At 72.1% G+C, this 23,723-nt stretch carries 17 protein-coding genes; 10 read left to right on the top strand and 7 right to left on the bottom strand.

Annotated elements, in window-relative coordinates; translation table 11 throughout:
* Window positions 1-6: 6 nt before the first annotated feature.
* The 3 genes from OHB01_RS03140 to OHB01_RS03130 are packed head-to-tail and all read right to left on the bottom strand — an operon-like array spanning window position 7 to window position 5,187.
* Complete coding sequence (locus tag OHB01_RS03140) at window positions 7-1,359, bottom strand: maltokinase N-terminal cap-like domain-containing protein (RefSeq protein WP_142646197.1); 1,353 nt, start codon at window positions 1,357-1,359, stop codon at window positions 7-9.
* On the bottom strand, window positions 1,356-3,107 hold the full coding sequence (gene treS, locus OHB01_RS03135; RefSeq protein ID WP_142646195.1) for a maltose alpha-D-glucosyltransferase: 1,752 nt from the start codon (window positions 3,105-3,107) through the stop codon (window positions 1,356-1,358). Before treS ends, OHB01_RS03140 begins: the two co-directional genes overlap by 4 nt.
* Before the next feature lie 31 nt (window positions 3,108-3,138).
* Window positions 3,139-5,187, bottom strand: a complete 2,049-nt coding sequence (locus OHB01_RS03130) for an alpha-1,4-glucan--maltose-1-phosphate maltosyltransferase (RefSeq protein ID WP_142646193.1) — start codon at window positions 5,185-5,187, stop codon at window positions 3,139-3,141.
* 373 nt (window positions 5,188-5,560) lie between these two features.
* Here OHB01_RS03130 and glgP point away from each other — a divergent pair, with 373 nt between their 5' ends.
* The 3 genes from glgP to OHB01_RS03115 are packed head-to-tail and all read left to right on the top strand — an operon-like array spanning window position 5,561 to window position 10,068.
* Window positions 5,561-8,158, top strand: coding sequence for an alpha-glucan family phosphorylase (gene glgP / locus OHB01_RS03125; protein WP_142646191.1), 2,598 nt, complete (start codon window positions 5,561-5,563; stop codon window positions 8,156-8,158).
* A gap of 55 nt (window positions 8,159-8,213) precedes the next feature.
* Window positions 8,214-9,272, top strand: coding sequence for a glycosyltransferase family 4 protein (locus tag OHB01_RS03120; protein ID WP_142646189.1), 1,059 nt, complete (start codon window positions 8,214-8,216; stop codon window positions 9,270-9,272).
* Window positions 9,273-9,294: 22 nt separating this feature from the next.
* Window positions 9,295-10,068: an enoyl-CoA hydratase/isomerase family protein gene (locus OHB01_RS03115; RefSeq protein WP_147942964.1), complete on the top strand. Its 774-nt coding sequence runs from the start codon at window positions 9,295-9,297 to the stop codon at window positions 10,066-10,068.
* A gap of 4 nt (window positions 10,069-10,072) precedes the next feature.
* Here the strand turns inward: OHB01_RS03115 and OHB01_RS03110 are convergent, their stop codons facing one another.
* From OHB01_RS03110 to OHB01_RS03100, 3 genes are read right to left on the bottom strand one after another with little or no spacing between them, the layout of a single operon-like run.
* Entirely contained in the window at window positions 10,073-10,942 is an 870-nt protein-coding gene (locus OHB01_RS03110) for an alpha/beta fold hydrolase (RefSeq protein WP_328854904.1), read from the bottom strand.
* Window positions 10,943-10,945: 3 nt separating this feature from the next.
* Window positions 10,946-13,291: a helix-turn-helix transcriptional regulator gene (locus OHB01_RS03105; RefSeq protein ID WP_328854903.1), complete on the bottom strand. Its 2,346-nt coding sequence runs from the start codon at window positions 13,289-13,291 to the stop codon at window positions 10,946-10,948.
* 30 nt (window positions 13,292-13,321) lie between these two features.
* Window positions 13,322-13,678 carry an ATP-binding protein gene (locus OHB01_RS03100; RefSeq protein ID WP_328854902.1) on the bottom strand — a complete coding sequence of 119 codons (357 nt, stop codon included), beginning with the start codon at window positions 13,676-13,678 and terminating at the stop codon, window positions 13,322-13,324.
* A gap of 133 nt (window positions 13,679-13,811) precedes the next feature.
* Between OHB01_RS03100 and OHB01_RS03095 the strand changes: the two genes are divergently transcribed.
* From OHB01_RS03095 to OHB01_RS03065, 7 genes are all read left to right on the top strand, one after another.
* The gene (locus OHB01_RS03095; protein ID WP_240971091.1) at window positions 13,812-14,180 is read left to right on the top strand and encodes a hypothetical protein; all 369 of its coding nucleotides are present in this window, start codon (window positions 13,812-13,814) and stop codon (window positions 14,178-14,180) included.
* Between the two features lie 6 nt (window positions 14,181-14,186).
* A complete protein-coding gene (locus tag OHB01_RS03090) occupies window positions 14,187-15,413 on the top strand; it encodes a DUF6395 domain-containing protein (protein WP_147942963.1) in 1,227 nt (408 codons plus the stop codon).
* Window positions 15,398-16,252 carry a M55 family metallopeptidase gene (locus tag OHB01_RS03085; protein ID WP_240971089.1) on the top strand — a complete coding sequence of 285 codons (855 nt, stop codon included), beginning with the start codon at window positions 15,398-15,400 and terminating at the stop codon, window positions 16,250-16,252. The genes OHB01_RS03090 and OHB01_RS03085 overlap by 16 nt, the downstream gene beginning before the upstream one ends.
* Window positions 16,253-16,323: 71 nt before the next feature.
* Window positions 16,324-16,839 (top strand): YbaK/EbsC family protein, encoded by a 516-nt coding sequence (locus OHB01_RS03080; RefSeq protein ID WP_142646179.1) that lies wholly within the window; start codon window positions 16,324-16,326, stop codon window positions 16,837-16,839.
* Between the two features lie 106 nt (window positions 16,840-16,945).
* Window positions 16,946-19,333, top strand: coding sequence for a serine/threonine-protein kinase (locus tag OHB01_RS03075; RefSeq protein ID WP_328854901.1), 2,388 nt, complete (start codon window positions 16,946-16,948; stop codon window positions 19,331-19,333).
* An 11-nt stretch (window positions 19,334-19,344) separates the two neighbouring features.
* Window positions 19,345-21,276, top strand: coding sequence for a bifunctional serine/threonine protein kinase/MFS transporter (locus OHB01_RS03070; protein ID WP_328854900.1), 1,932 nt, complete (start codon window positions 19,345-19,347; stop codon window positions 21,274-21,276).
* Window positions 21,277-21,476: 200 nt separating this feature from the next.
* Complete coding sequence (locus OHB01_RS03065; RefSeq protein WP_142646176.1) at window positions 21,477-22,712, top strand: serine/threonine-protein kinase; 1,236 nt, start codon at window positions 21,477-21,479, stop codon at window positions 22,710-22,712.
* Here the strand turns inward: OHB01_RS03065 and OHB01_RS03060 are convergent.
* Window positions 22,709-23,650 (bottom strand): hypothetical protein, encoded by a 942-nt coding sequence (locus tag OHB01_RS03060; RefSeq protein WP_147942961.1) that lies wholly within the window; start codon window positions 23,648-23,650, stop codon window positions 22,709-22,711. The genes OHB01_RS03065 and OHB01_RS03060 overlap by 4 nt on opposite strands.
* Between the last annotated feature and the right edge of the window lie 73 nt (window positions 23,651-23,723).

Below are 23,723 nucleotides of genomic sequence, written 5' to 3'. Positions count from 1 at the left end.
ATCTTGTCAGCGAAAGGCCGCGAGCGGGATGGGCAGCCACGAGGGGCGGTTGCGCGCCTCGTAGACGACCTCGTAGACCGCCTTGCTCAGTTCGAGCGCGCGCAGCAGCACCGCGTCGTCGCCTCGGATGTGCCCGCCGCCTTCGGAGTAGCCGGCCAGGAAGGCGGCCCGGTTGCGCTCGGACCACTCCCGGGCCCGGCACTCCAGCGCCTCGGCGTTGGGATGCCCGGCCAGCAGATGCCGCGCCGCGTATTCGAAGGAGCGCAGCATGCCCGCCACGTCGCGCAGCGGCGAGTCGAGCGCCCGCCGCTCGGCCAGCGGCTGGCCCGGCTCGCCCTCGAAGTCGAGCACCACCCAGTCGGTCATCGTGCGCATGACCTGGCCGAGGTGGTAGTCGCCGTGCACGCGCTGCACCGGGATCTCGTGACCGAGGTCGGCCAGCCGGTCGAACGCCTCGGCGGCCACGGCGGCGTGCTCGCCGAGAGGCGGCACTTCGGCGACCGCCTTGTCGAGGCGGCGGCGGAACCGCTCGGTCATCCGCTTGATCTCGGGAGGCTCGATCGTCCCGGTGGGGAAGGCCCGCGCGAGCTCCCGGTGCACCCGCGCGGTGGCCAGCCCGAGCCGCCGCGCCTCGGCGGCGAAGTCGCCTCCCGCGTCCTCCGCCGGCATGCCCTCGGGGCTGGCGTAGAAGTCGCGCACGCTGGTCAGCGCCATCGACCAGCCCTCGTTTGCGTTCTGCAGATACTCCTGCATGATCGCCAGGGTGGTGGGCTCGCCCTGGAGCTCGGTCTCGATCCAGCCGTACGGCTTGGCCACGTGGGCCGAGCCCGCGTCCGCGAGCGCCGTGATGATCTCCAGCTCGGGGTTGACTCCCGGGTTGAGCTGGCGGAACAGCTTGAATATGTACTTGTCGCCGTACACCAGCGAGGTGTTCGACTGCTCGGCGGTCAGCACGAGGCTGCGCTGCGAGGTGTCGATCTCCACCCCGTGCGCGGGGTGGAAACCGAGGCCGTCGAACCGGCGGTCGCCGGCCATCCCCTCCAGCAGGTGCGCCGTCAGGACGGAGTCGTGCAGCGCGTCGTACATCTCGACCTCGCGGCCGTCGCCCCGGCGGCAGGTGCCGATCCGGACGTGACCGAGCCGGTCGGGCAGGTGCTCGCGCAGCCCGACCGGGATCTGGTAGCGCGTGTGGCGCTCCCCCTGCCGCACGCACACGATCAGATGGACCAGCGCCGGGTCGCCGGAGGCGATCTCGATCTCGGAGTCGATGGACAGGTCGTCGATGGCGCGCCCCTTGCCGGCGAACCACCGTTGTCCGGTGATCCAGCCGGCCAGGAGTCCCTGAAGTGAAGTCGTCACTCCTCCTTCGTGCCGGCCGTCCTGTTCGTGACGGGCAGTGTGAACCAATAGAACCCATGCCCGGGGAGCGTCAAAAGATACGGAAGCTCGCCGATCGGGGGAAACGGAACTCCGCCCATGCACTCGACCGGCGTGGACCCCTCGAACCTGCGCAGGTCGAGCTCGACCGGCTGGGGGAAGCGCGACAGGTTGTTGACGCACAGCACCCGGTCGTCGCCCAGCTCGCGCACGAACGCGAGCACGCTCGGGTTGGACGAGTTCAGCTCGGTGAACTCACCGAGGCCGAACACCGGGTGACGCTTGCGGATCTCGATCATCCGCTTGGTGAAGTGGAGCAGTGAGCTGGCGCTCTTCTGCTGCGCCTCGACGTTGATCGCCTGATATCCGTAGATCGGGTCCATGATCACCGGCAGGTAGAGCCGGCCGGGGTCGCAGCTCGAAAAGCCCGCGTTGCGGTCGGGCGTCCACTGCATCGGCGTGCGGACGCCGTCCCGGTCGCCGAGCCAGATGTTGTCGCCCATGCCGATCTCGTCGCCGTAGTACATGACCGGCGAGCCGGGCAGGCTGAGCAGCAGCGCGGTGAACAGCTCGATCTGGTTGCGGTCGTTGTCCAGCAGCGTCGCCAGCCGGCGGCGGATGCCGACGTTGGCCCGCATGCGGGGGTCCTTGGCGTACTCGGAGTACATGTAGTCGCGCTCTTCGTCGGTGACCATCTCGAGCGTGAGCTCGTCGTGGTTGCGCAGGAAGATGCCCCACTGGCAGTTCTCAGGGATCTTGGGCGTCTGGGCCAGGATCTCCGAGATGGGGTAGCGCGACTCCCGCCGCACCGCCATGAAGATGCGCGGCATCAGCGGGAAGTGGAAGGCCATGTGGCACTCGTCGCCGCCGGTGACCGGGTCGCCGAAATACTCCACCACGTCGGCCGGCCACTGGTTGGCCTCGGCCAGCAGCACCCGGTCGGGGTAGAGCCGGTCGACCTCGGCCCGCACCCGCTTGAGGTACGCGTGGGTCGCCGGCAGGTTCTCGCAGTTGGTGTCCTCCTGCTCGAACAGGTAGGGGATCGCGTCGAGCCGGAACCCGTCGATGCCGAGGTCGAGCCAGAAGCGGATGACCTCCAGCATCGCGTCCTGCACGGCCGGGTTCTCGAAGTTGAGGTCCGGCTGGTGGTGGAAGAACCGGTGCCAGTAGTACTGCCCGCGGACCGGGTCGAAGGTCCAGTTGGACGCCTCGGTGTCGATGAAGATGATCCGGGCGTCCTTGTACTTCTCGTCCGTGTCGCTCCAGACGTAGAAGTCGCCGTACGGGCCCTCGGGGTCGGTGCGGGACGCCTGGAACCAGGGGTGCTGGTCGCTGGTGTGGTTCATGACCAGGTCGGCGATGACCCGGATGCCGCGCTTGTGCGCCTCGTCCACCAGCTTGATGAAGTCCCCCAGATCACCGAAATCCGGGAGGATCTTCATGTAGTCCGAGATGTCATACCCGCCGTCCTTGAGGGGGGACTCGTACAGCGGGAGCAGCCAAAGACAGTCGATGCCGAGCCACTGGAGATAGTCCAGCTTCTCGATGAGGCCACGGATGTCGCCGGTGCCGTCGCCGTTCGAGTCGGCGAAGCCCCGGATCAGCACCTCGTAGAAGACAGCCCGCTTGTACCAGTACTTGTCCCGCGGCTCCTCCTCGGTGAAGGTGTTGGGGACCGGCTGCGTGTGGCTGGGCTGGGTGTGACTGGGCTGAGGTGTCGTCGAGCTCACCTTTTGACTCCCCGGATGTGCCGAGCTGCGCTCACGGGCGGTGCGCTGACCCGTGGCGGAGCGTGAGAATGTGTGCGGGATGGACGTGCGGGTCGAGGCGCACGTAGTTCGCCTGGCCCCAGCGGTACGACTCGCCCGACAGTTGGTCGTCCACGACGAACTCGGCATGCCAGTCGAGACCGAGGGCCGGCATGTCGAGCCGGACCGTCGCCTCGTGTGTGTTGTGTGGATCCAGATTGACGACGGCCAGCACGACATCGCCTAGTCCGTGCCGTCGTGAGGCCGTGTCATAGGCGCCGGGCAGCCGCTTGGAGAAGCAGATCACGTCCGGCTGGTCGACGTTGTGAAACCGTAGGTTACGCAATTCCTGGAGCGCCGGGTGCGCTCTTCTCAACAAATTGAGCTGGGTAATGAGCGGGGCAAGGCTGCGGCCCTCACGCTCCGCTTCGGCCCAGTCACGCGGCCTGTACTGGTATTTCTCGCTGTCCAGGTACTCCTCGCTGCCGGGACGCACCGGGACGTTCTCGGCCAGCTCATACCCGGAGTACACACCCCACGTAGGAGCCATCAACGCGGCCAGAATCGCCCGGATCTTGAACGCCGGAACGCCTCCGTGCTGGAGATACTCGTGCAGGATGTCGGGCGTGTTGACGAACAGGTTCGGCCGCAGGTAGTGCGAGGTCTCGTGGGACAGCTCCCACAGATACTCCTCCAGCTCGGGCTTGGAGTTGCGCCAGGTGAAGTAGGTGTACGACTGGTGGAACCCGACCTTGGCGAGCGTGCGCAGCATGGCCGGGCGGGTGAACGCCTCGGCGAGGAACAGCACGTCGGGGTCGGTCGTGTTGATGTCGGAGATCAGCCGCTCCCAGAACCGGACCGGCTTGGTGTGCGGGTTGTCCACCCGGAAGATCCGCACGCCGTGGTCCATCCAGTGCCGGACCACCCGCTTGACCTCCGCGTAGATCCCCTCGGGGTCCTTGTCGAAGTTCAGCGGATAGATGTCCTGGTATTTCTTCGGCGGGTTCTCGGCGTACGCGATCGAGCCGTCGGCCCGGATGTTGAACCACTCCGGGTGCTCCTTGACCCAGGGATGGTCGGGGGAGCACTGGAGCGCGAGATCGAGGGCGACCTCCATGCCCAGCTCGCGGGCCTTGGCGACGAACGCGTCGAAGTCCTCGATCGTGCCCAGATCGGGGTGGATCGCGTCGTGCCCGCCCTCCTGGGAACCGATGGCCCAGGGCGACCCGGGGTCGTACTGGTCGGGGGTCAGGGTGTTGTTGCGGCCCTTGCGGAACTGCGTCCCGATCGGGTGGATCGGCGGCAGGTAGACCACGTCGAAGCCCATCTGGGCGATCGCGGGGAGCCGCCTGGCCGCCGTACGGAACGTGCCCGACTTGGGGGCGACGCCCTCCTGCCCCACCACGGCGCCCTCGGAGCGGGGGAAGAACTCATACCAGGAGCCGAACAGCGCCCGCCGCCGGTCCACCCGCACGCGGTTGCGGCCCGAACGGGTGAGCAGGTCGCGCAGCGGGTGCGCGGCGATCAGCGCGGCGGTCTCGGGCAGCTGGGTCACCGCGAAGCGCGCCCTGGGGTCCACCGCGTCGTCGCGCAGCCGGGCCGCGAGGGCCAGCAGCGCGGCCCGGTGCCCGCAGGTGCCGCCCGCCTCCGCCGCCGTGCAGTCCGCCGCCCGCACGCCCTTGGCCGCCCGCTCGAACAGCCGGGCGCCCTCCTCGCACATGAGGTCGGCGTCCAGGTCGCGCGGGATCTTGATGCCCGCGTCGTGCATCCACGTGGCGATCGGATCACTCCACGCCTCCACCCGGAACTGCCACAGGCCCTCGGCGGGGAGCGTGACCTCCACGCTCCACCGGTCGGTGCCGGGCGCGACCTCGCGCATGGGCAGCATCCGGCCCGGCGTGCCGCTCGGGTCGGTCAGCACCACGCCGGCGGCGACCGCGTCGTGCCCTTCGCGGAACACCGTCGCACTGATCTCGAAGGTCTCTCCCGCGGCCGCCTTGGCGGGCCACTGGCCGCAGTCGACGACGGGCTGGATGTCCAGGATGGGAATGCGTCCGATCATCGTCACTTCGTATTCGGGGGCGGCACACCGGGTGCCGCCGGGGTCAGCGGGGCAGGAACAGCTCTGGTCAGGCGGCAGCACGAGACACGGACCACTGGCCGCGGTCCTTTCTCGTCATACAGGGGTTGCCCTAATAGTCCACTCTTACCCCTGCGGAACGAAAGACCGCTCGCGTGTTTGGGATGACTCCGCGGGGAGATCGATCATTGCGTGCCGGCCGCCGCAGTCCGGCACGCACATCACCAGGTCAAGGGTACTTTGGTGAGGTTTGAACCGGTCTGATGGTGGTGAAAGCGTTCGAGAACTGGCTTCGCAGTACGGCAAGGTTGATTCGGTCGCGCGTCGTGGCGCTGAGTAACTAGGGTCTGGCCCCGTGAGAGCTATCCGCAGGTTCACTGTCCGAACCGTCCTTCCCTCACAGCTCGCACCTTTGGGCGAGTTGGTCCAAAATCTCAGATGGTCGTGGCACCCCGAGACCACGGACCTGTTCGCCGAGGTGGATCCCGAGGTCTGGGAGCGCGTCGATCACGACCCCGTCGCGCTGCTCGGCGCGGTCGAGGCCGAAAGACTGCGCGAGCTCGCCCAGGACCGGCGCTTCCTGCGCCGCCTCGCCGACGCCGCCGACGACCTGCGCGAGTACATGACCGCCCCCCGGTGGTACCAGTCGCTGGAGGACGCGCCGAAGGCGATCGGCTACTTCTCGCCCGAGTACGGCATCTCCGCCGCCCTGCCGCAGTATTCGGGCGGCCTCGGCATCCTCGCCGGCGACCACCTGAAGGCCGCCAGCGACCTCGGTGTCCCGATCCTCGGCGTCGGCCTGCTCTACCGGCACGGCTACTTCACCCAGTCCCTTTCCGCCGAGGGCTGGCAGCTTGAGCACTACCCCTCCCTCGACCCCGGCGGCCTGCCGCTCACCCTGCTCAAGGAGGAGGACGGCGCCCCGGCGCGCATCAAGATCGGCCTCCCCGAGGGGCGCGTGCTGCACGCCCAGATCTGGGTGGCCCAGGTCGGCCGGGTGCCGCTGCTCCTGCTCGACTCCGACGTCGCCGAGAACGACGCGGTCGCCAGGGACGTGACCGACCGCCTGTACGGCGGGGGCGGCGACCACCGCCTGATGCAGGAGCTGCTGCTCGGCATCGGCGGCGTGCGGGCCATCCGGGCCTACTGCCGGATCACCGGCCACCCCGAGCCCGAGGTGTTCCACACCAACGAGGGCCACGCCGGCTTCCTCGGCCTTGAGCGCATCCGCGAGCTGACCGAGGCCCGGCTGTCGTTCGAGGAGGCCCTTGAGGCCGTACGCGCCGGGACCGTGTTCACCACCCACACCCCGGTCCCCGCGGGCATCGACCGGTTCCCGGCCGAGATGATCGCCCGGCAGTTCGGCGGGTCGAACGCCTGGCCGACGGTGTCGGTCGACCGCATCCTGGAGCTCGGCGCCGAGCCCGACGGCCCCGACGCCGACAAGTCGGTCTTCAACATGGCCGTCATGGGCATGCGGCTGGCCCAGCGGGTCAACGGCGTGTCCGAGCTGCACGGCCGCGTCAGCCGGGAGATGTTCCAGGGCCTGTGGCCGGGCTTCGACGTCGACGAGGTGCCGATCGGCTCGATCACCAACGGCGTCCACGCCCCGACCTGGGTCGGCCGGGAGATGATGGAGCTCGCCGGCGCGGAGCTGCCCTCGCTGATCGACAAGGCGCAGGGCTGGGAGGGCGCGCACAAGCTGTCCGAGGCCGATATCTGGGGCATCCGGGGCACGCTGCGGGCCCGCCTGGTCGTGGAGGCGCGGCGGCGGCTGCGCAAGTCGTGGCGCCAGCGCGGCGCCAGCGAGGCCGAGCTGGGCTGGGTGGACGAGGCGCTCGACCCGAACGTCCTGACGATCGGCTTCGCCCGGCGGGTGCCGTCGTACAAGCGGCTGACTCTCATGCTGAACCAGCCCGACCGGCTGCGCAGGCTGCTGCTCGATCCGGACAAGCCGGTGCAGATCGTCATCGCCGGCAAGGCGCATCCGGCCGACGAGGGCGGCAAGAAGCTCATCCAGCAGATCGTCCGCTTCGCCGACTCGGAGGACGTGCGGCACCGCATCGTCTTCCTGCCCGACTACGACATGGCGCTCGGGCAGCTCATGGTGACGGGCTCGGACGTGTGGATGAACAACCCGCTGCGCCCGCTGGAGGCGTGCGGCACGTCCGGCATGAAGGCGGCGCTCAACGGCGGCCTCAACCTGTCCATCCGCGACGGATGGTGGGACGAGTGGTACGACGGCAACAACGGCTGGGCGATCCCCAGCGCCGACGGAGTGGACGACCCCGAGCGCCGCGACGAGCTGGAGGCCACGGCGCTGTACGACCTCATCGAGCGCGAGGTGGCCGACCGCTTCTACGACCGGGCCGCCGACGGCCTGCCGCGGCGCTGGCTGGAGATGGTCAAGCACACGCTGAGCTCGCTCGGGCCGAAGGTGCTGGCCGGGCGCATGCTGCGCGACTACGTGACCGACCTGTACACCCCGGCGGCCGTCTCCGCCCGGTCGCTCGCGGCCGACGGCTACAGCAACGCCCGGCTGTTCGCGGCGTGGAAGCTGCGCGTGGCCAAGGCCTGGCCGGGTGTACGCGTCGAGCACGTCGAGGCGACCGGCGTCGGGGACACCCCCGAGCTGGGGGCCCGGCTGGAGCTGGGGGCCACGATCGCCCTCGGCGAGCTGTCGCCGGATGACGTCCAGGTCCAGGCCGCCTACGGCCGGGTGGGCGCGCACGACGAGCTGCTGTCACCGAGCTACGTCACGCTGAAGGTCGACTCGGTGGGCGACGACGGCCGGGCGCACTACACCGGCGTCGTGCCGCTCGACCGCACCGGCGCGTTCGGCTACACCGTGCGCGTGGTCCCGTTCCACCCGCTGATGGCGTCCGTGGCCGAGCTCGGCCTCATCGCCGTACCGGAGGAGCCGGTCGGCATGACCAACGGCACCCTGCGCTGATCGATCACCCCTCCCTCCTGCTTTCTTCGCAGGTGGGAGGGGTAAGACCAGCACCATGGCACAGGCCCTGCACATCGGGATGATCGCCCCGCCGTGGTATGACGTGCCGCCCCGCGCGTACGGCGGCATCGAGGCGGTGACCGCCACGCTGGTCCGTGGTCTGCGGGCGCGCGGGCACCGGGTCACCGTCATCGGGGCCGGCCGCGAGGTGGATCTGCGGACCTACGACGAGCCGCCCTCGGACCGGATCGGCGAGCCCTTCCCCGAGGTGGTGCACGCGGCCGAGGCGGCCCGCCTCCTGCGGGGCCTGGAGGTGGACGTCGTCCACGACCACTCGCTGGCCGGGCCGCTCACCGCCGGGGGGCGGCTCGTGCCGACGGTCGTCACCTGCCACAGCGACGTGAGCGGGGAGCTGGGCGACTACTACCGGAGCCTCGGCACGGACGTGTCCCTGGTGGCCATCTCCTCGGCCCAGCGCGCCCAGGCGCCCGGCCTCAACTGGGTGGGGCGGGTGCACAACGCGGTGGACGTCGCCGCGTGGCCGTTCCGGGAGCGCAAGGACGACTGGGTGCTGTGGCTGGGGCGGCTCAGCCCCGACAAGGGCGCGCACCTCGCGATCGAGGCGGCGCGGGCGGCGGGCCGCCGCATCCTGCTGGTCGGCAGGCGCACCGAGCCGGCGGAGCGGGCCTACTTCCGCGAACGGATCGAGCCGCTGCTCGGGCCCGGCGTCGAATACCTGGGGGAGGCGGACGAGCGGCTCAAGAGCGACCTGTTCTCCCGGGCCCGGTGCCTGGTGTTCCCGCTGCTCTGGGACGAGCCCTTCGGCATGGTCATGATCGAGGCGATGGCCTGCGGCACCCCGGTGGTGGCGCTGCGGCGGGGCGCGGCGCCCGAGATCGTGGTGGACGGCGTGACCGGCTACATCCGCGACACGCCCGAGGAGCTGCCCGCCGCGATCGAGGCGGTCTCCGCGCTGGACCCGCACGCGGTGCGCGACCGCGTCGTCCGGCACTTCGACGTGCCCGTGATGATCAGAGGATACGAGCGCGTCTACCACGAGGTCACCGCCGCGATGGCGGCCACGCCCTCGCGGCCCCTCCCGCTCGGCCGCTGATCTCCCCCTTATGGTGGGGGCCATGGGTGAATTCGTCAGGGTCGAGATCTCCGAGCACGTCGCCACGATCCGGCTCGACCGGCCGAAGATGAACGCGCTGAACCGGCAGGTCCAGGAGGAGATCGCGGAGGCCGCGCGCCTCGTGGACGCCGATCCGAACACGCACGCGGTCATCGTCTACGGCGGCGAACGGGTCTTCGCGGCCGGCGCCGACATCAAGGAGATGGCGGTCATGTCCTACGCCGACATGGCCGTGCACTCGCGCACTCTGCAGGACTGCTTCACCGCGGTCGCGCGGATCGGCAAGCCGGTCATCGCGGCGATCACCGGATATGCCCTGGGCGGCGGCTGCGAGCTCGCGCTGTGCGCCGACTTCCGGGTGGCCGGGCAGAGCGCGAAGCTCGGCCAGCCGGAGATCACCCTCGGGATCATCCCCGGCGCGGGCGGCACCCAGCGCCTGCCCCGGCTCGTCGGGCCCGCCCGGGCCAAGGACCTGATCTTCACCGGGCGGCACGTTGACGCCGCCGAGGCGCTCGCCATCGGCCTGGTCGACAGGGTGGTGCCCGACGGCGAGGTCTACACCGCGGCGCTCGAACTCGCCGCGACCTTCGCCCAGGGGCCGGTCGCCGCGGTGCGGGCGGCCAAGCTCGCGATCGACCACGGCCTCGAGACCGACCTCGACACCGGCCTGGAGATCGAACGCCTCCAGTTCTCCGGCCTGTTCGCGACCCAGGACGCCCGGGAGGGCATGACGGCCTTCGCCGAGAAGCGCCGCCCTAAATTCACCGGCCGCTGACGGGTCATGCCGTGTGGGCGAGGACGGCGCCGGCCAGCTCGGCGTGCACCTCGGGCGGCAGGGTGTGGCCCATTCCCTTGACCGTCATCAGCCGGGCGCCGGGGATCCGCTCGGCGATGACGGCCCCGTGGCCCGGCTTGGCGGGCTCGTGCGTGCCCTCGACGACCAGGGTGGGCGCCTCGATCCGGTGCAGGACGCCCACCGGCTCGAAGCCGGGCTTGGCCGCCGCCGCGAGCCGGTGGTTGGCCGCCGCGTCGAGGTCCCGCGCCCGGTCGTACACGCGCTCGGCCAGCCTGCGCGAGGCGTCCTCGTCGAACGGCAGGCCGGTGCCGTGCAGCACGCGGTCCTCCGCGATCATGCGCTCGATGCGCTCCCGCCGGTCGCGCGGCGGCGGCGCGGCGATCACCTCGCGGTAGAACGCGACGAACTCCGGCGTGGGCTCGGGCAGGCTGCCCTCGGGCTGCGGCTCGCCCATCAGCGCCCGCATGAGCACCGCGCCCTCACCACCGCCGAGCGGCGACGAGGCGACGACGGTGAGCGTCCGCACGCGCTCCGGCCGCTCCACCGCGATCAGCTGCCCGAGCAGCCCGCCCGCCGAGTGGCAGACCAGATGCGCGCTGTCCAATCCGTGCGCGTCCATCACCCGCAGCACGTCGTCCTTGATGTCATCCCATGTGTACGGATCCTTCGAGAAGTCGACGACGTCGGACATCCCGGTGTCGCGGTGGTCGTAGCGGATCACGCGCCGGCCGCCCGCGACGAGCCGGCCCACGAACGCGTCCGGCCACAGGATCCCCTGCGACATCGACCCCATCACCAGCACGATCGGCGCGTCGGCCGCGGCCCCGAACTCTTCACTCCAGATGTTTGGCATGGGCTAAAGCATGCTGCGCGGGGCCGCCGGCGCCTTCCGTAGAACTACTAGCCGCGCCAGCTCCGTACGCGAGGTGATGCCGAGCTTCGGATAGATCTTGTACAGGTGATATTCGACCGTGCGCGGGCTCAGGAACAGCCGGGCGGCGATCTCCTTGCTGGTCGCGCCATCCGCCACCAGGGTGGCGATGCGCAGCTCCTGCGGGGTGAGCGCGTCGAGCGCCGTCCCCCGCACGTCCGGCACCGCCACGGGCGTCTCCGGCCCGTTCTCCTCCGGCCCGTTCTCTTCCGGCCGGACGCTCTCGCCCGCCGCGCGCAGCTCGCCGTACGCGCGCCGCGCCCACGGATCGGCTCCCGCCCGCCGGAACGTCTCCAGCGCCGCTCGCAGGTGCGCCCTGGCCTCTCCCGGCCGGTGCGTACGGCGCAGCCGCTCGCCCAGCAGCAGTCCCGTCCTGGCCGCCTCGAACGGGTTGGCGTGCAGGCGCGACGCCTCGCCGAGCGCCTCGACCGCCTGGTCGTCCGGCAGGACCAGGCCGCGGCACCGGGCGAGCAGCGCCCGCGACTCGGCCGTCCCCGCATGGGACGACCAGCGCTCGTACGCCTCCAGGGCCGCACGGGCGGCGTCGGCGTCGCCCGCGCCGACGGCGGCCTCGATCCGGTCGGGCGTGCTCCGCCAGACCACGGTGGGATGACCGGCTCCCGGGCCCGCGGCGGCGATCGCGGTGAACCGGTCGTGGGCGGCGGCGAACCGGCCGAGGCACAGGTCGAGCATGGCCAGGGCGTACGCCGCGAGCCCGGCGCGCAGGCCCACCCGGTGGGGGACGGCGATGGCGAGCGCCTCCCCGGCATGCCGGGCGCAGGCCTCCTCCTCGCCGCGCAGGGCCGCCACGGCCGCGAGGTTGGCCAGGTGGGCCGCCACGGTGTTCGCATATCCGGCCTCGCGCGCCAGCTCCAGGCCCTCCTCCGAGACGGCCCGGCTCTCGGCGAGGCGCCCGGCGAGCCGCTCCGCGGTGGCGACGAACTCCAGCACCACGGGAAGCTGGCCGGCCATCCCCGAGACCCTGGCCACGCGCCCGGCCCGCTCGGCCAGCTCGGCGGACAGGTCCACCTCGCCCAGATGGCTGGCCGCCGCCGTCGCCCACAGGAAATCGGCCGCCTCGCGCAGCTCACCCGTACGGCCGAGCGCCCGCCTGAGCAGGTCGTGCCCGCCGTCGCCCGCGAGCGTCGCGCCGATGCCGGCGACCACGTCGCGCAGGAACCCTTCGGGGAAGGCCGCCGCCCGCCGCCCGATCTCGATCATGGCCGCCGTGTCGCCGACGTACGACGCCGCCTCCGAGGCGTCGGCCAGCATGTCCAGGGTGTCGCCCGCCGCGAGGATCCGTACGGCCTCCGCGGCGTTGCCGGAGTTGAGCTCGAAGCGTCCGCGGAGCCGGGCGATCTCCATGGTCAGCGCGGTGTCCGCCCCGGCGAGCTCGCGTGCCTCGGCCAGCAGCGACTCGGCCTGGCCGGGACGGCCCCCGAGCCACGCGGCCTCGGCGGCGTCCGTGAGCCGCCGGGCGCGCACGAGCGGTGCGGGGGTGAGCTCGGCGGCCCTGGTCAGGGCGGTGGCGGCGGCGCCATAGCCGCCTCGGTCCCGGGCCCGCTCCGCGGCCCGCGCGAGGGCGGCGGCGACCGATTCGTCCTGACCGAGCGCGGCCCCGGCCAGATGCCAGGCCCGCCGGTCTCCCTCAGATATCTCGGACGCATCCGACACCTCGGCCAGTGCCGCGTGCGCCTCGCGGCGTGCGGCGGGGGAGGCCGCCTCGTACACCGCCGACCGGATCAGCGGATGGCGGAACCGCACGCGCGTCCCGGACACGCCCGCGAGCCCGGCCGACTCCAGCTCGGGCAGCGCCGCCTCGTCCGCGCCCAGCCGCTCGGCGGCCCGCAGCACCAGGCCGAGATCGCTCTCGACCGCCGCCAGTAGGGCGGTCAGCCGTGCCCCCGCGGACAACGCGGCCACCCGGTCGCCGAAGAGCCGGCTTCCACCGGGCAGGGGGTCGGGCAGCGGTTCCCGACCGGCCCGCTGGGCGTCCGTGAGCAGCCGCGCCGTCTCGCGCAGCGCCAGCGGGTTGCCCCCGGTCAGCGCCACGAGCTCGCGCCTGACCGGCGGCGCGAGCGTGAAGCCGGCGTCGAGCAGCTCGGCGGCCGCAGGTTCGGCCAGCCCGGCGATCTCCAGCGAGGGCAGGCCCGGCACCGGCGTGTCGCCGCGTACGGCCAGCGGCATCGCGATCGGTTCGGTGCGCAGCCGCCTGGCGGCGAACAGCAGGGCGTCGGCCGACGGCCGGTCCACCCACTGGAAGTCGTCCACGACGCAGATGAGCCCGTCCGGCGCGGCGGCCTAGGCCAGCAGCGACAGCACCCCGGCCGCCAGCAGGAACCGGTCGCCCGAACCGGCGGGGGCCAGCCCGAGCGCGCCGCGTACGGCCTCGGCCTGCGGTTCCGGCAGCGCGTCGAGCAGCCCGGTCACCGGCAGCAGCAACTGGTGGAGGGCGGCGAACGCCAGGTCGGCCTCCGCCTCGACCCCCGTGGTGCGCAGCACGCGCATGGGCGCGCCGCGGGAGGCCGCCAGGTCGAGCAGCGCCGTCTTGCCCGCACCGGCCTCGCCGCGCAGCACGAGCGCGCCGCCCTGACCCTTCCCGGCCCGGGCGATCAGGTCGTCTATCGCGGCCGTCTCCGCCGATCTGCCGTAAAGCACAACCGCCGACTGTATTGCGTGGTGAGAGGCGCGACCGACGCGAACCGGCCTTATCGCGGCTTCCCAGGGTCCTTTGAGCGACTTCAAATTTTGCGTCAAGAAACGCTCCAAAATGCCACTATCGTGGCGGTCCATGATGCGGTTGCGAGTGCTGGGCCTGTCACGGCTGCGCCGGGCGCTGCTGTCCCGGCTCGACTCTCGATACGTCACCAAACCCGATCACCGGCAGGACCTGAAGGACGCCATCTGGGAGGTCCAGATGCTCCGCCGCGAGGTCGTGGGGCTGCGTGAGGAGGTCGACCGGCTGCGGCGGATCTCCACGGCGCCGGTGAAACCGGCCGCCGCGCCCACCCCGGCCGCCGACCCCAAGGCGGCCGAGGCGCACCGGCTGGCCACCGAGATCGCTGCGGCGGTGGACACGCTGCTGCAGAACGAGATGCGCATCTGGCAGGCGATCGACGACCTGTCGGCGCGGGTGGGCGCTCCCGGGCGGGCGGGGTGACCGGTCGTGCGGGTGCGATGGACGCGTGACGCGGACGTGTGGCGGCTGGTCTTCCGGCTCGACCCGGAGGACGAGACGACGGGGGCCTGCACCGACGGCCACCCCGTCGAACTGCGGACCAACTCCTGCCACGTCCGGACAGGGGACGCCGGCGCGTCCCCCCATCCCGACCTGCTCGCGGTCGCGGCGTGGACCGTCGTCGCGCCGTGGACCAGGCGGCGGGTGACCTTCGACCGGCCGATCTCCGCCGGGCTCGCCGAGGCGTTCCGTACGGCGTGGGGCGTGGACGCCGGGCCGGTCGGGGCGGACGCCAGGCGCGGCACCCGCCTCGCCATCTCCTACAGCGGGGGCGCCGACTCGATGGCGGTGGCCGCGATGTTCCCCGACGCGCCGTTCGTGCACTTCCAGCGGGTCAGTCACCCCCGGGTGCCCAACCGGTGGACGCACTACCGCTCGGACGTGCTGGCCCAGCTCGCCCGGCAGACCGGCCGCGAACTCCACATCGCCCAGTCGGACCTGGAGTTCCTGCTGAGCCGTCCCCGGCCCGGCTTCCCCGAGCACCACGCCGTCACGGTGGGGGCGCTGCTCCTCGCCGACCTCCTCGACCTCGGCGGCGTCGCGCTGGGCTACGAGATCGGGTCGCGCTGGCTCGGCAGCGACCGCTACGTCAACCGCTACACCCCGGACAACCCCATGTGGGCGCCGCAGGGGAAATGGGCCCCGCTGTACGCGGCCGCGGGGCTCCCGCTGGTGCTCCCGGTCGGGGGCGTGAGCGAGCCCGTGACCATGCGCATGGCGCTGGGCTCCGATCTCGCGCACCTGGTGCGCTGGTGCCTGCGGGGCGACGCCTCGGGACCATGCCGGAAGTGCGGCAAGTGCCTGCGCAAGGAGCTGATCCTCGCCGCCGTCGAGGGGCGGCCGATCACGACGACGCTCACCGCCCGGTCGGTCCCCGCACGCGCCTGGCAGCAGCCGCCGCCGTACTCTGGCCAGGAGACGATCGAGTACGGCTGCGCGCGGGTGCCGGGGATCGAGGACACACCGTTCGCGAAGGCGGCGGAGTACCTCAAGGCGACTGTCGAGTCCACCCGCTGGATGGACCGCTGTTACCCGCCCTCGATCGACGAGACGCCGGAGCCCTGGCGCGAACGAGTCGGCGCGTACATGCGGGAGCAGGTCGGGCTCATGACCGCGGACGAGCAGCGCCAGGTGGAGGCATGGGCGGCGATATGAAGATCTACCTGTCGGTGGACATGGAGGGGGTCACCGGGCTGACCGACCCCGAGGAGATGCACCTCGGGGGCCGCGGATACGAGCGCGGCTGCGAGCTGATGACCGGCGACGCCAACGCGGTGATCCAGGGCGCCTTCGACGCGGGCGCCGCGTCCGTGCTGGTGAACGACGCCCACGGGTCCACCAAGAACCTCAGGATCGACCTGCTGGACGAGCGCGCCACGCTGATCAGGGGGCCGGGCAAGCCGCACCGCATGGGTCAGGGCCTCGTCGCCGGCATGGACGCCGCCTGCTTCGCGGGTTATCACGCACGGGCCGGGGTGCCGCACGGGGTGCTCAACCACACGTGGATGGGCAAGGAGATCCAGAACGTCTACCTGAACGGCGAGGTCTGCGGCGAGACCCGGATCGTGGCCGGCTTCGCGGGCTCGCTGGGCGTGCCGGTCGCCCTCGTCACCGGTGACGAGGCGGTGTGCGAGGAGGCCAGGGAACTGCTCGGCGACGTCGAGACGGTCGCCGTGAAGAAGGGCATCGACAAGTTCTCCGCCGAGCTGCTGCCCCCGGCCGTCGCCTCGCGGCGCATTCGCGAGGCCGCGGCCCGTGCCCTGGGCAGGCTGTCCGATTTCCGGCCCTACGTGGTCGAGCCGCCGTACACGCTCGGTGTGGAGTGGAACTCCACCGCCATCGCCGCGGCCTGCTCGATCGTGCCCGGCGTACGGCTCGCCGGAACTCGGCACACCGAGTTCACCACCGACGACTACCACGAGATCATGGCGGTGTTCGGGCTCTTCTCCATGATCGGAGGCCAGGTCGCCTGCGGCAGCGGCCGGTACGGCTGACGCCCGCCCTGCTCGGAGCTGCCTCTAGGGTGGTCACCCGACTGCACGAGCGCGCCGTCAAGGAGGGCTGAATGCCGCTCGAATGGGTTCCCGCGTCCGACCGGCCGGACCTGCTCGCCGATCCCGTCGCCAAGGCCGTGGCCTCGCTCGACGTCACGGTGAAGGTCGCCGAGATCGATCCCGCGCTGTCCGACACCGCCGCGTTCTGCGAGCGGTACGGCGTGGCGATGGAGGACTCGGCCAACTGCGTCATCGTCGCCGCCAAGCGGGGCGGGCAGACGCGGTACGCCGCCGTCATGGTGCTCGCCACCGACCGGGCCGACGTCAACGGAATCGTCCGTCGCCACCTGGACGCGCGGAAGGCGTCCTTCGCTCCGCAGACGGAGGCCGTCGAACTGACCGCGATGGAGTATGGAGGGATCACTCCGATCGGCCTTCCCGAGGGCTGGCCGGTGCTCGTTGACGAAAACGTGACCCGGCGGCCTTTCGTGGTGATCGGCAGCGGTGTGCGCCGCTCCAAGCTGGCGCTTTCCGGCGAGGCGCTGGTCGCGGCGACGCGTGGGGAGGTTCTCGCGCTCACCATTTGACCGACTGCCGGGAAACCGTCGGCGTCTTTTCTCCGTTGTGCTGACTGGAGATGTGGCGCGATGGTTCACTCATGGGCGTTCTTTTAGTCGGTATGGTGCTTAGGCAATGAATCAGGACGACCGACTGGGCCCGTACCGGCTGCTGAGGCGGCTCGGTGAGGGCGGCATGGGCGTGGTGCACCTCGCCCTCGACCCGCAGGGCAGACAGGTGGCCGTCAAGGTCCTGCGCTCGGAGGTCGCGGGCGACGACGTCGCGCGCAGACGCCTGTCGCGCGAGGTCGAGACCATGCGGCGGGTGCGCGGGCCGAACATCGCGGAGGTCGTCGACGCCGACGTCACGGGACGCAGGCCGTACATCGTCACCCGCTACGTGCCGGGCCGGCCGCTCGACGAGATCGTCAAGAACGACGGCCCGCTGCCCCTGGACGCCCTGCTCAAGGTCGCCGTCGGGGTGGCCGAGGCGCTCGCCGCCGTGCACGCGGCCGGGGTCATCCACCGCGACCTCAAGCCCGGCAACGTGCTGATGCTGGACGGCCAGCCGGTGCTGATCGACTTCGGCATCGCCCAGGCGGTCGACGCCACCCGGCTCACCCAGACCGGCATGTTCATCGGCACGCCCGGCTATCTCGCCCCGGAGATCATCGAGGGGCACGAGGCCGGGCCGCAGGTGGACGTGCACGCCTGGGCCGGCACCGTGCTCTACGCCGCCACCGGCCAGCCGCCGTTCGGCAAGGGCACGCTGGAGATGATCTTCTTCAACATCACCTCCGGCCGGGCCAACGTCGAGGCCGCCCCCGGGCCGATCCAGCCGATGCTGCGTGCCGCGTTCCACCGCGACCCGGCCCGGCGGCCGACCGCGGCCGAGCTCGTACGGCAGCTCTCGCGGCTCCTGCCCCAGTCGCCGGGCGGCAGGCCCCGCGTGCCCGACGAGATCACGACGGTGCCCAATGTGGACGACACCGGCGGTCAGCAGGTCCCCGGGCCAGGCCGCCCGGGAGGGCCGGTCAGAGGGTCGGTCACAGGGTCGGTCACAGGGCCGGTCACAGGGCCGCCGCCGGGCGGGTCGCCGGTGCCGCCGGTCGGCCCGCCGGTCGCGCCCGTGGCGACGCCGCCGGTCACGCCGTCCCAGCCGGGCGGCAAGGCCGAGGAGTTCGTCTCGCTGCTGCGCGAGACCCCGGCGGCGGGCCAGGGCGGCGACCCCTTCCCGACCGTCCGTGTGACCGGAGAGGACCTGCGCCGGGCGGGCCTCGGGCCGAACGGCCCGGCGACCAGTCCGGCGAGCGGCCCGAGTGGTCCGAACGGCCCGAGCGGTCCGAGCGCGCCGCACGGCCCGGCCGAGGGCGACATCCCCACCCGGATGGCTCCGCCCCGCCCCTCGCCGACCGGCCCGTCCGGTCCCTCTGGTCCGTCCGGGCCGCCCGCGTTCCCGGGCACGCCCGTGGCGGGCCCCGGGGTCGCGACCGGCGGGCCGTCCGCAGCGCCGCCTGTCCGGCCGGCGGACGAGTGGCCCACGCCGATGCTGCACCCTGAGGGCGACATCCCCACCCGGCGGGTGACCTCCGAGGAGGTGCGCCAGGCCGTCGCCGGCGACCCCACGGGAGCACGCGCGGCATCCCCCGGGCCCGCCCAGCACGGGACGGCCCAGCACGGGACGGCCCAGCACGGGACGGCCCAGCACGGGACGGCACAGCAGGGATCCGCACAGCACGGGTCCTACGAGCAGGGGGACGTGGCGGCGCGTGACCACGCGATCTTCGGGCACGCGCCCGAGATCTACGAGCGGACTCCGCAGGTCCACCAGCCGAACCCCACGCCGTTCATGCCGACGGTGCGGGTGCCGCCCCCGCCGCCCATGCCGTTCTCGCCCGGCGGGCTGTTCCAGCGCTCCAAGACGTACGGGATCGCGAGCGCGCTGCTGCTCGTCGTGATGACGTCGCTCGCGGTCGTGGCGCCGCTGCTGGTGTGCCTGGTGGCCGTGCCGGCCGTGGTGCTGCTGCGGGCCGCCGACCTGGCCCAGCCGCACCTCAACTCCCGCCGTCCCGCGGGCGCCGCGGCGGCCGACGTGCTGCGGGTGCTGAGCCGCCCGGCGGAGCTCGTGAAGTCGATCGGCATCACGATCGCGCTCGTGCCGTACGCGCTGATCCTGGGGCTGCCGGTGACGCTGCTGCTCACGATCCTGCTCGGCGACACGTCCGCGCTCCGGCTCGCGGCGCTGAGCTGGGGGGTCGCGACGGCGCTGTGGACGATCTGCGCGGGGCCCGGAGTGGTGGGCCCGGGCAGGCAGATGCGGCGGACCCTGGCCTCCCTGGTGCCGGGGGAGGGGGCGGCGAGGGGGCTCGCCTGGGGGATCGGCGCCCTCGCGGTGCTGACGGCGGCGGTCGCGCTCTCCAGCCTTCTGGGTAATCAGACAGCAGGGCACTTCTGGGGCCCAATCGACGTTGTGTCATTACTGGAACGACTGGAAGACCTGCGTAACCAGGCGGGGAACGGGTGACGGGGGACGACATGTCGGCTACTGAGGCTCCGGAGAGGATCGGGCCCTACCGGCTGCTGCGGCAGCTCGGCGAGGGCGGCATGGGGGTGGTCCATCTCGGCCTTGACGCGGAGGGGCGCGAGGTCGCGGTCAAGGTGCTGCACCCGCACGTCGCCACCGACCTCAAGGCGCGCGACCGGCTCACCCGCGAGGTCGAGACCATGCGGCGGGTGCGCAGCAAGCGGGTCGCCGAGGTCCTCGACGCCGACCTGACCGGCGCCGCTCCCTACATCGTGACGCGGTACGCCCCCGGGCGGACCTTAGAGCAGACGGTGCTGGAAGACGGGCCGCTCAGCGACGACGGCGTGATCCGGCTCGCGGTGGGCCTGTGCGAGGCCCTGGTCGCCATCCACGCGGCCGATGTCATCCACCGCGACCTCAAGCCGGCCAACGTGATGCTCGTGGACGGCGAGCCGCTCGTGATCGACTTCGGCATCGCCCACCTGGTGAACGCCACCCGGCTGACCCAGACGGGCATGTTCGTCGGCACGCCCGGCTATCTCGCCCCGGAGATCATCCGGGACACCGAGATCACCCAGGCAGCCGACGTGCACGCGCTGGCGGCCACGGTCTTCTTCGCGGCCACGGGGAAGGCGCCGTTCGGCTCGGGCACGTTCGAGTCGATCTGCTACAACATCCTCGAAGGCAAGGCGCAGGTGGACCTCGCGCCGGCCTGGATGCGGAACTGGCTCCGCCTCGCTATGACGCCCGAGGCGACGTCGCGCCCCACGGCCGCGTCGCTGCTCAGGCTCACCCGTCAGCTCGACCCCTCGGTCACCGTGCTCAGGGAGACGGCCCACGAGCCGCCGCGCGACGGCGGGACGCGGATCCTGGACGGCACGCGCGTGCTCGACGAAGTGGCGCGGAGGGACGGCGGCCCGGTGAACGGATCCGGCACACTGAACGGCGTCGGCGGGAGCCGCACCGGCATGTTGCCGGCCGACGACGACAGCTACTCCGACCTGCTGCCGCCGGTGAACTACGTGGAGCCGGAGCGGCCCCGCCGGGAGCCCAGGGAGTCGCGGGCGCCCAGGCAGCGCCGTCCCGAGTCCGCGCCGCCCCCGGCGCACCCGCAGGCCCTGCCGTACGGCCAGGCGCCGCCGCCCTACCAGTCCGCGCCCTACGAGCCGCCGGTCTACCAGCCGTACACCGACCAGCGGGTGGCGGGCTACCCGGAGCCCCGGGTCGCGCCGCCTCCTGCCACGCCGTACGAGCCCGAGGCGAGGCGGGCCCCCTACCGGGCCCCGCATCCCGTGCTCGCGGCACTGCTGCTGGCCACGATCGTGGCGCTGGCCTGCCTGCTGCCGGTCGTGGTGAGCCTGTTCGCCGTCGTGGCGGCGCTGTGCCTGCGGGTGGGGCAGTATCTGCTCGGCGACCTCGCCGACCGCCGGGCGGCGCGGGGCAGCAGCGGGGCCGACCCGCTCCTCGCGGTGCTCGGCACGCCGTGGGCGCTGATCAAGGCCGGGCTGGCGACGGTGGTGCAGGTGCCGCTGGCCCTGATGTTCGCGATGTGCGTTTGGGGCGGATTCCACTACCTCGGCGGGGTCAGGCCCGACCCCGCCGCGGCGTACGCCGCGGGCGCCTTCGTGGCCGGGCTGTTCCTCCTGCCCGGCGGGAAGGCCCCCCGCAAGGCGGTTTCCCGGACGCTGAGCGCGGTGATCCGGAGCCCCGGCGCGGGAATGATCGTGACGATCGCGGTCGGCACGGTCGCGCTGTTCGCGGTCATGACGGCGCTGTCGGCGGACGCCTCGTGGATCCCCTGGCGGCCGCCGTCGGTGGCGGTGGACCACATCGTCGCCGACCTCAAACAGAGGGGTCAGAACACGGTCGTCAACCTGATCGGCGGCGTGATCGGCGACATCATGGACAGGATCGGCCTGGGCTTCCTGACCTTCTGGACCTGACCGGCCCGATCCCGATAGTGAACCGCAAGGCATGGAGCGAAACGGCACCGGCACGCCGGAGGGGCGCGCCCGGTGCCCGGACTGAGGAGCGAGTGGAGCGAGGGACGACCGACTCCGAGCGGCGAGGGAAGTGTTCGACGCGCGCTTTCGGCGCGACCATCGGATGAGAGCGTCCCGACGAGCGAAGCGGGAGACACAGTTTGGGCACGCCGGAACAGCTTGGTCCCTATCGCCTGGTCTCCGCCCTCGGCTCCGGGGGGTTCGGTGAGGTCCACCTCGCACTGGACCCCGACGGGCGCACGGTGGCGGTGAAGGTCCTGCATCCCCACGTCGCCTCCGACGGGTTCGCCATCACCCGCCTCGCCCGCGAGGTGGAGACCATGCGCCGGGTGCGCGGGGCCCACGTCGCCGAGGTGCTGGACGCCTCCCTGTCGGGGGAGCGGCCCTACATCGTCACCCGGTACGTCCAGGGCAGGCCGCTCAGCGCGGTCGTGGCCAACGACGGTCCGGTCGCGGGGGCCGACCTGCTGCGGCTCGCCCTGGGGCTGGCGGAGGCGCTGGAGTCCGTCCACGCGGCCGGGGTCGTCCACCGCGACCTCAAACCGGCCAACGTGATCGTCTCCGAGCGCGAGCCGTACGTGATCGACTTCGGCATCGCCTGCGCGCTGGAGTCGGCCTCGGTCACCGCCTCGGGCGCCGTCGTCGGCACGCCCGGCTATCTGGCCCCCGAGGTGCTGGAAGGCCGGGAGGCCGGACCGGAGGCCGACGTGTTCGCCTGGGGGGCGACGCTGGCCTACGCCGCCTCGGGGCGGCAGCCGTACGGGACCGGGCCGGCCGCGGCGATCGCCTACCGGGTCGTCCACCGCGAGCCCGACCTGACGGGCGTGCCGTCGTGGCTCGTCCCGATCGTGGAGCGCTGCCTGAGCACCGATCCGGTGGACCGCCCGGAGACGGCCGAGCTGGCCGGGCTCCTCAAGGAGGCCGCGCCGGTGCTGGACGGGATCGAGCCGGCGCGGCCCGCGCTGTCGGAGGCGCCCACCCAGCAGTGGCGGCCCGGAGACCGGCGGGAGCGCCGGCCCGCGCGGGAGAGCCGCAGGGGAGAGGTGGACGACCCGCGCGCCGCGCACCGCGAGAAGCTGCACCGCCGCTGGGTGATCGGCTCCGCGGTGGTGGTCGGCCTGTTCGCCGCCGCGGCGCGGGCCAACCTGCCCGAGGTGTCGCTCCTGCTGCTGGTGCTCTACGGCATCGCGCTGCTCGTGGACGCGGGGTTCGGGCTGCTGGGCAGGTCGCGGCGGCGGCTCGTGGTGGATCTCGCGGGCGGCGTCGGGGCCGTCGCGGTGTGGGCGCTGCTCAGCACGCTGTTCAGCACTGTGACGCTCCTCATGGCCGTCGGCACGGTGGTGTTCTTGCTCGTCATGCTGGTGGTCGCGAGCTAGGAGAACCAGTCGGCGCCGACCTCCTGGATGGTCCGGCTGCCCCGGGGCACCACCAGCGCCTCGCTCAGCACCTGGTTGACGTGGTGGGGGTTGTTGACCATGCCGAACAGGAAGAACGAGCCGCCGTCCGACGTACGGAAGCCGAAGACCGCCCCGTGCCCCTCGAAGGCGACGTACGCCCCCTTGTTGACGGCGGGGAACGCCTTGCGGCTGTAGCTGTCCTTGGCCAGGCGATAGCCGGAGGCGCCCTCTTTCTTCTCGTTGTTCCAGAAGTTCAGATATTCCTGGGTCACGGCGCGCGCCATGTCGTTGTCCATGTCGGTGATGTAGCCGTCGGCGTCGAGCCGCGGCTTGGGCATCCGCCGGCCCCAGTGGAGCGGGGTCGCGACGGCCAGCTTGAACGGCTGCCCGGGTGAGCGGAAGAACGCGAGCACGTGGGGGCGGGCGTGGCCCTCGGTGTCCTTGTAGGTCGCCTGCGCGATGAACCAGTCGCCGATCGACGGCTGCAGCTCCGGCCGGGGCAGGTAGATCCTCGGCGTGCCGATCACGTGGATCGGCCTGTGCCCCGGCTTCGAGCCGAAGATCTCGTGGTTGCGTTCGAGCACGCCCTCGTGCAGCGCCGCCTCGATGAACAGCGCGTCGAGCAGGTCGTTCTTGTTCCACCATTTGCGCTTGCGCAGCGTCGCGTTGTATTCGCCCACCCACTTCGTCATGGCCTGCCTCGCCTCGGGGAGCGTCAGCCCCGTCCCGGCGGTGGCGGTGTTAGCGGGGGTGGCAGAGGAGGTGGGGCCGGCGGACGAAGTGCGGGCGGTGCTCGACGCCGGCCGTGGTGACGCGGGCGGGCTGGGCGCGTCGGCGCGGTGCGCGATCATGTCGGTGACCACGCCGCAGCCGGACAGGCTCACGACCATGGCCACGATCACCCACATCCTGCGCACCGGCGGCACCCCCCCAAGATCGGCCCGCAGAAATGCCAACATATCGGACACCGGAGCGGGGGTGAGTTCCGGC

Source organism: Microbispora hainanensis (assembly GCF_036186745.1).
Lineage (GTDB): Bacteria > Actinomycetota > Actinomycetes > Streptosporangiales > Streptosporangiaceae > Microbispora.
Note: the sequence above shows the minus strand (reverse complement) of the source record. Positions and strands in the feature narration are given on the sequence as shown.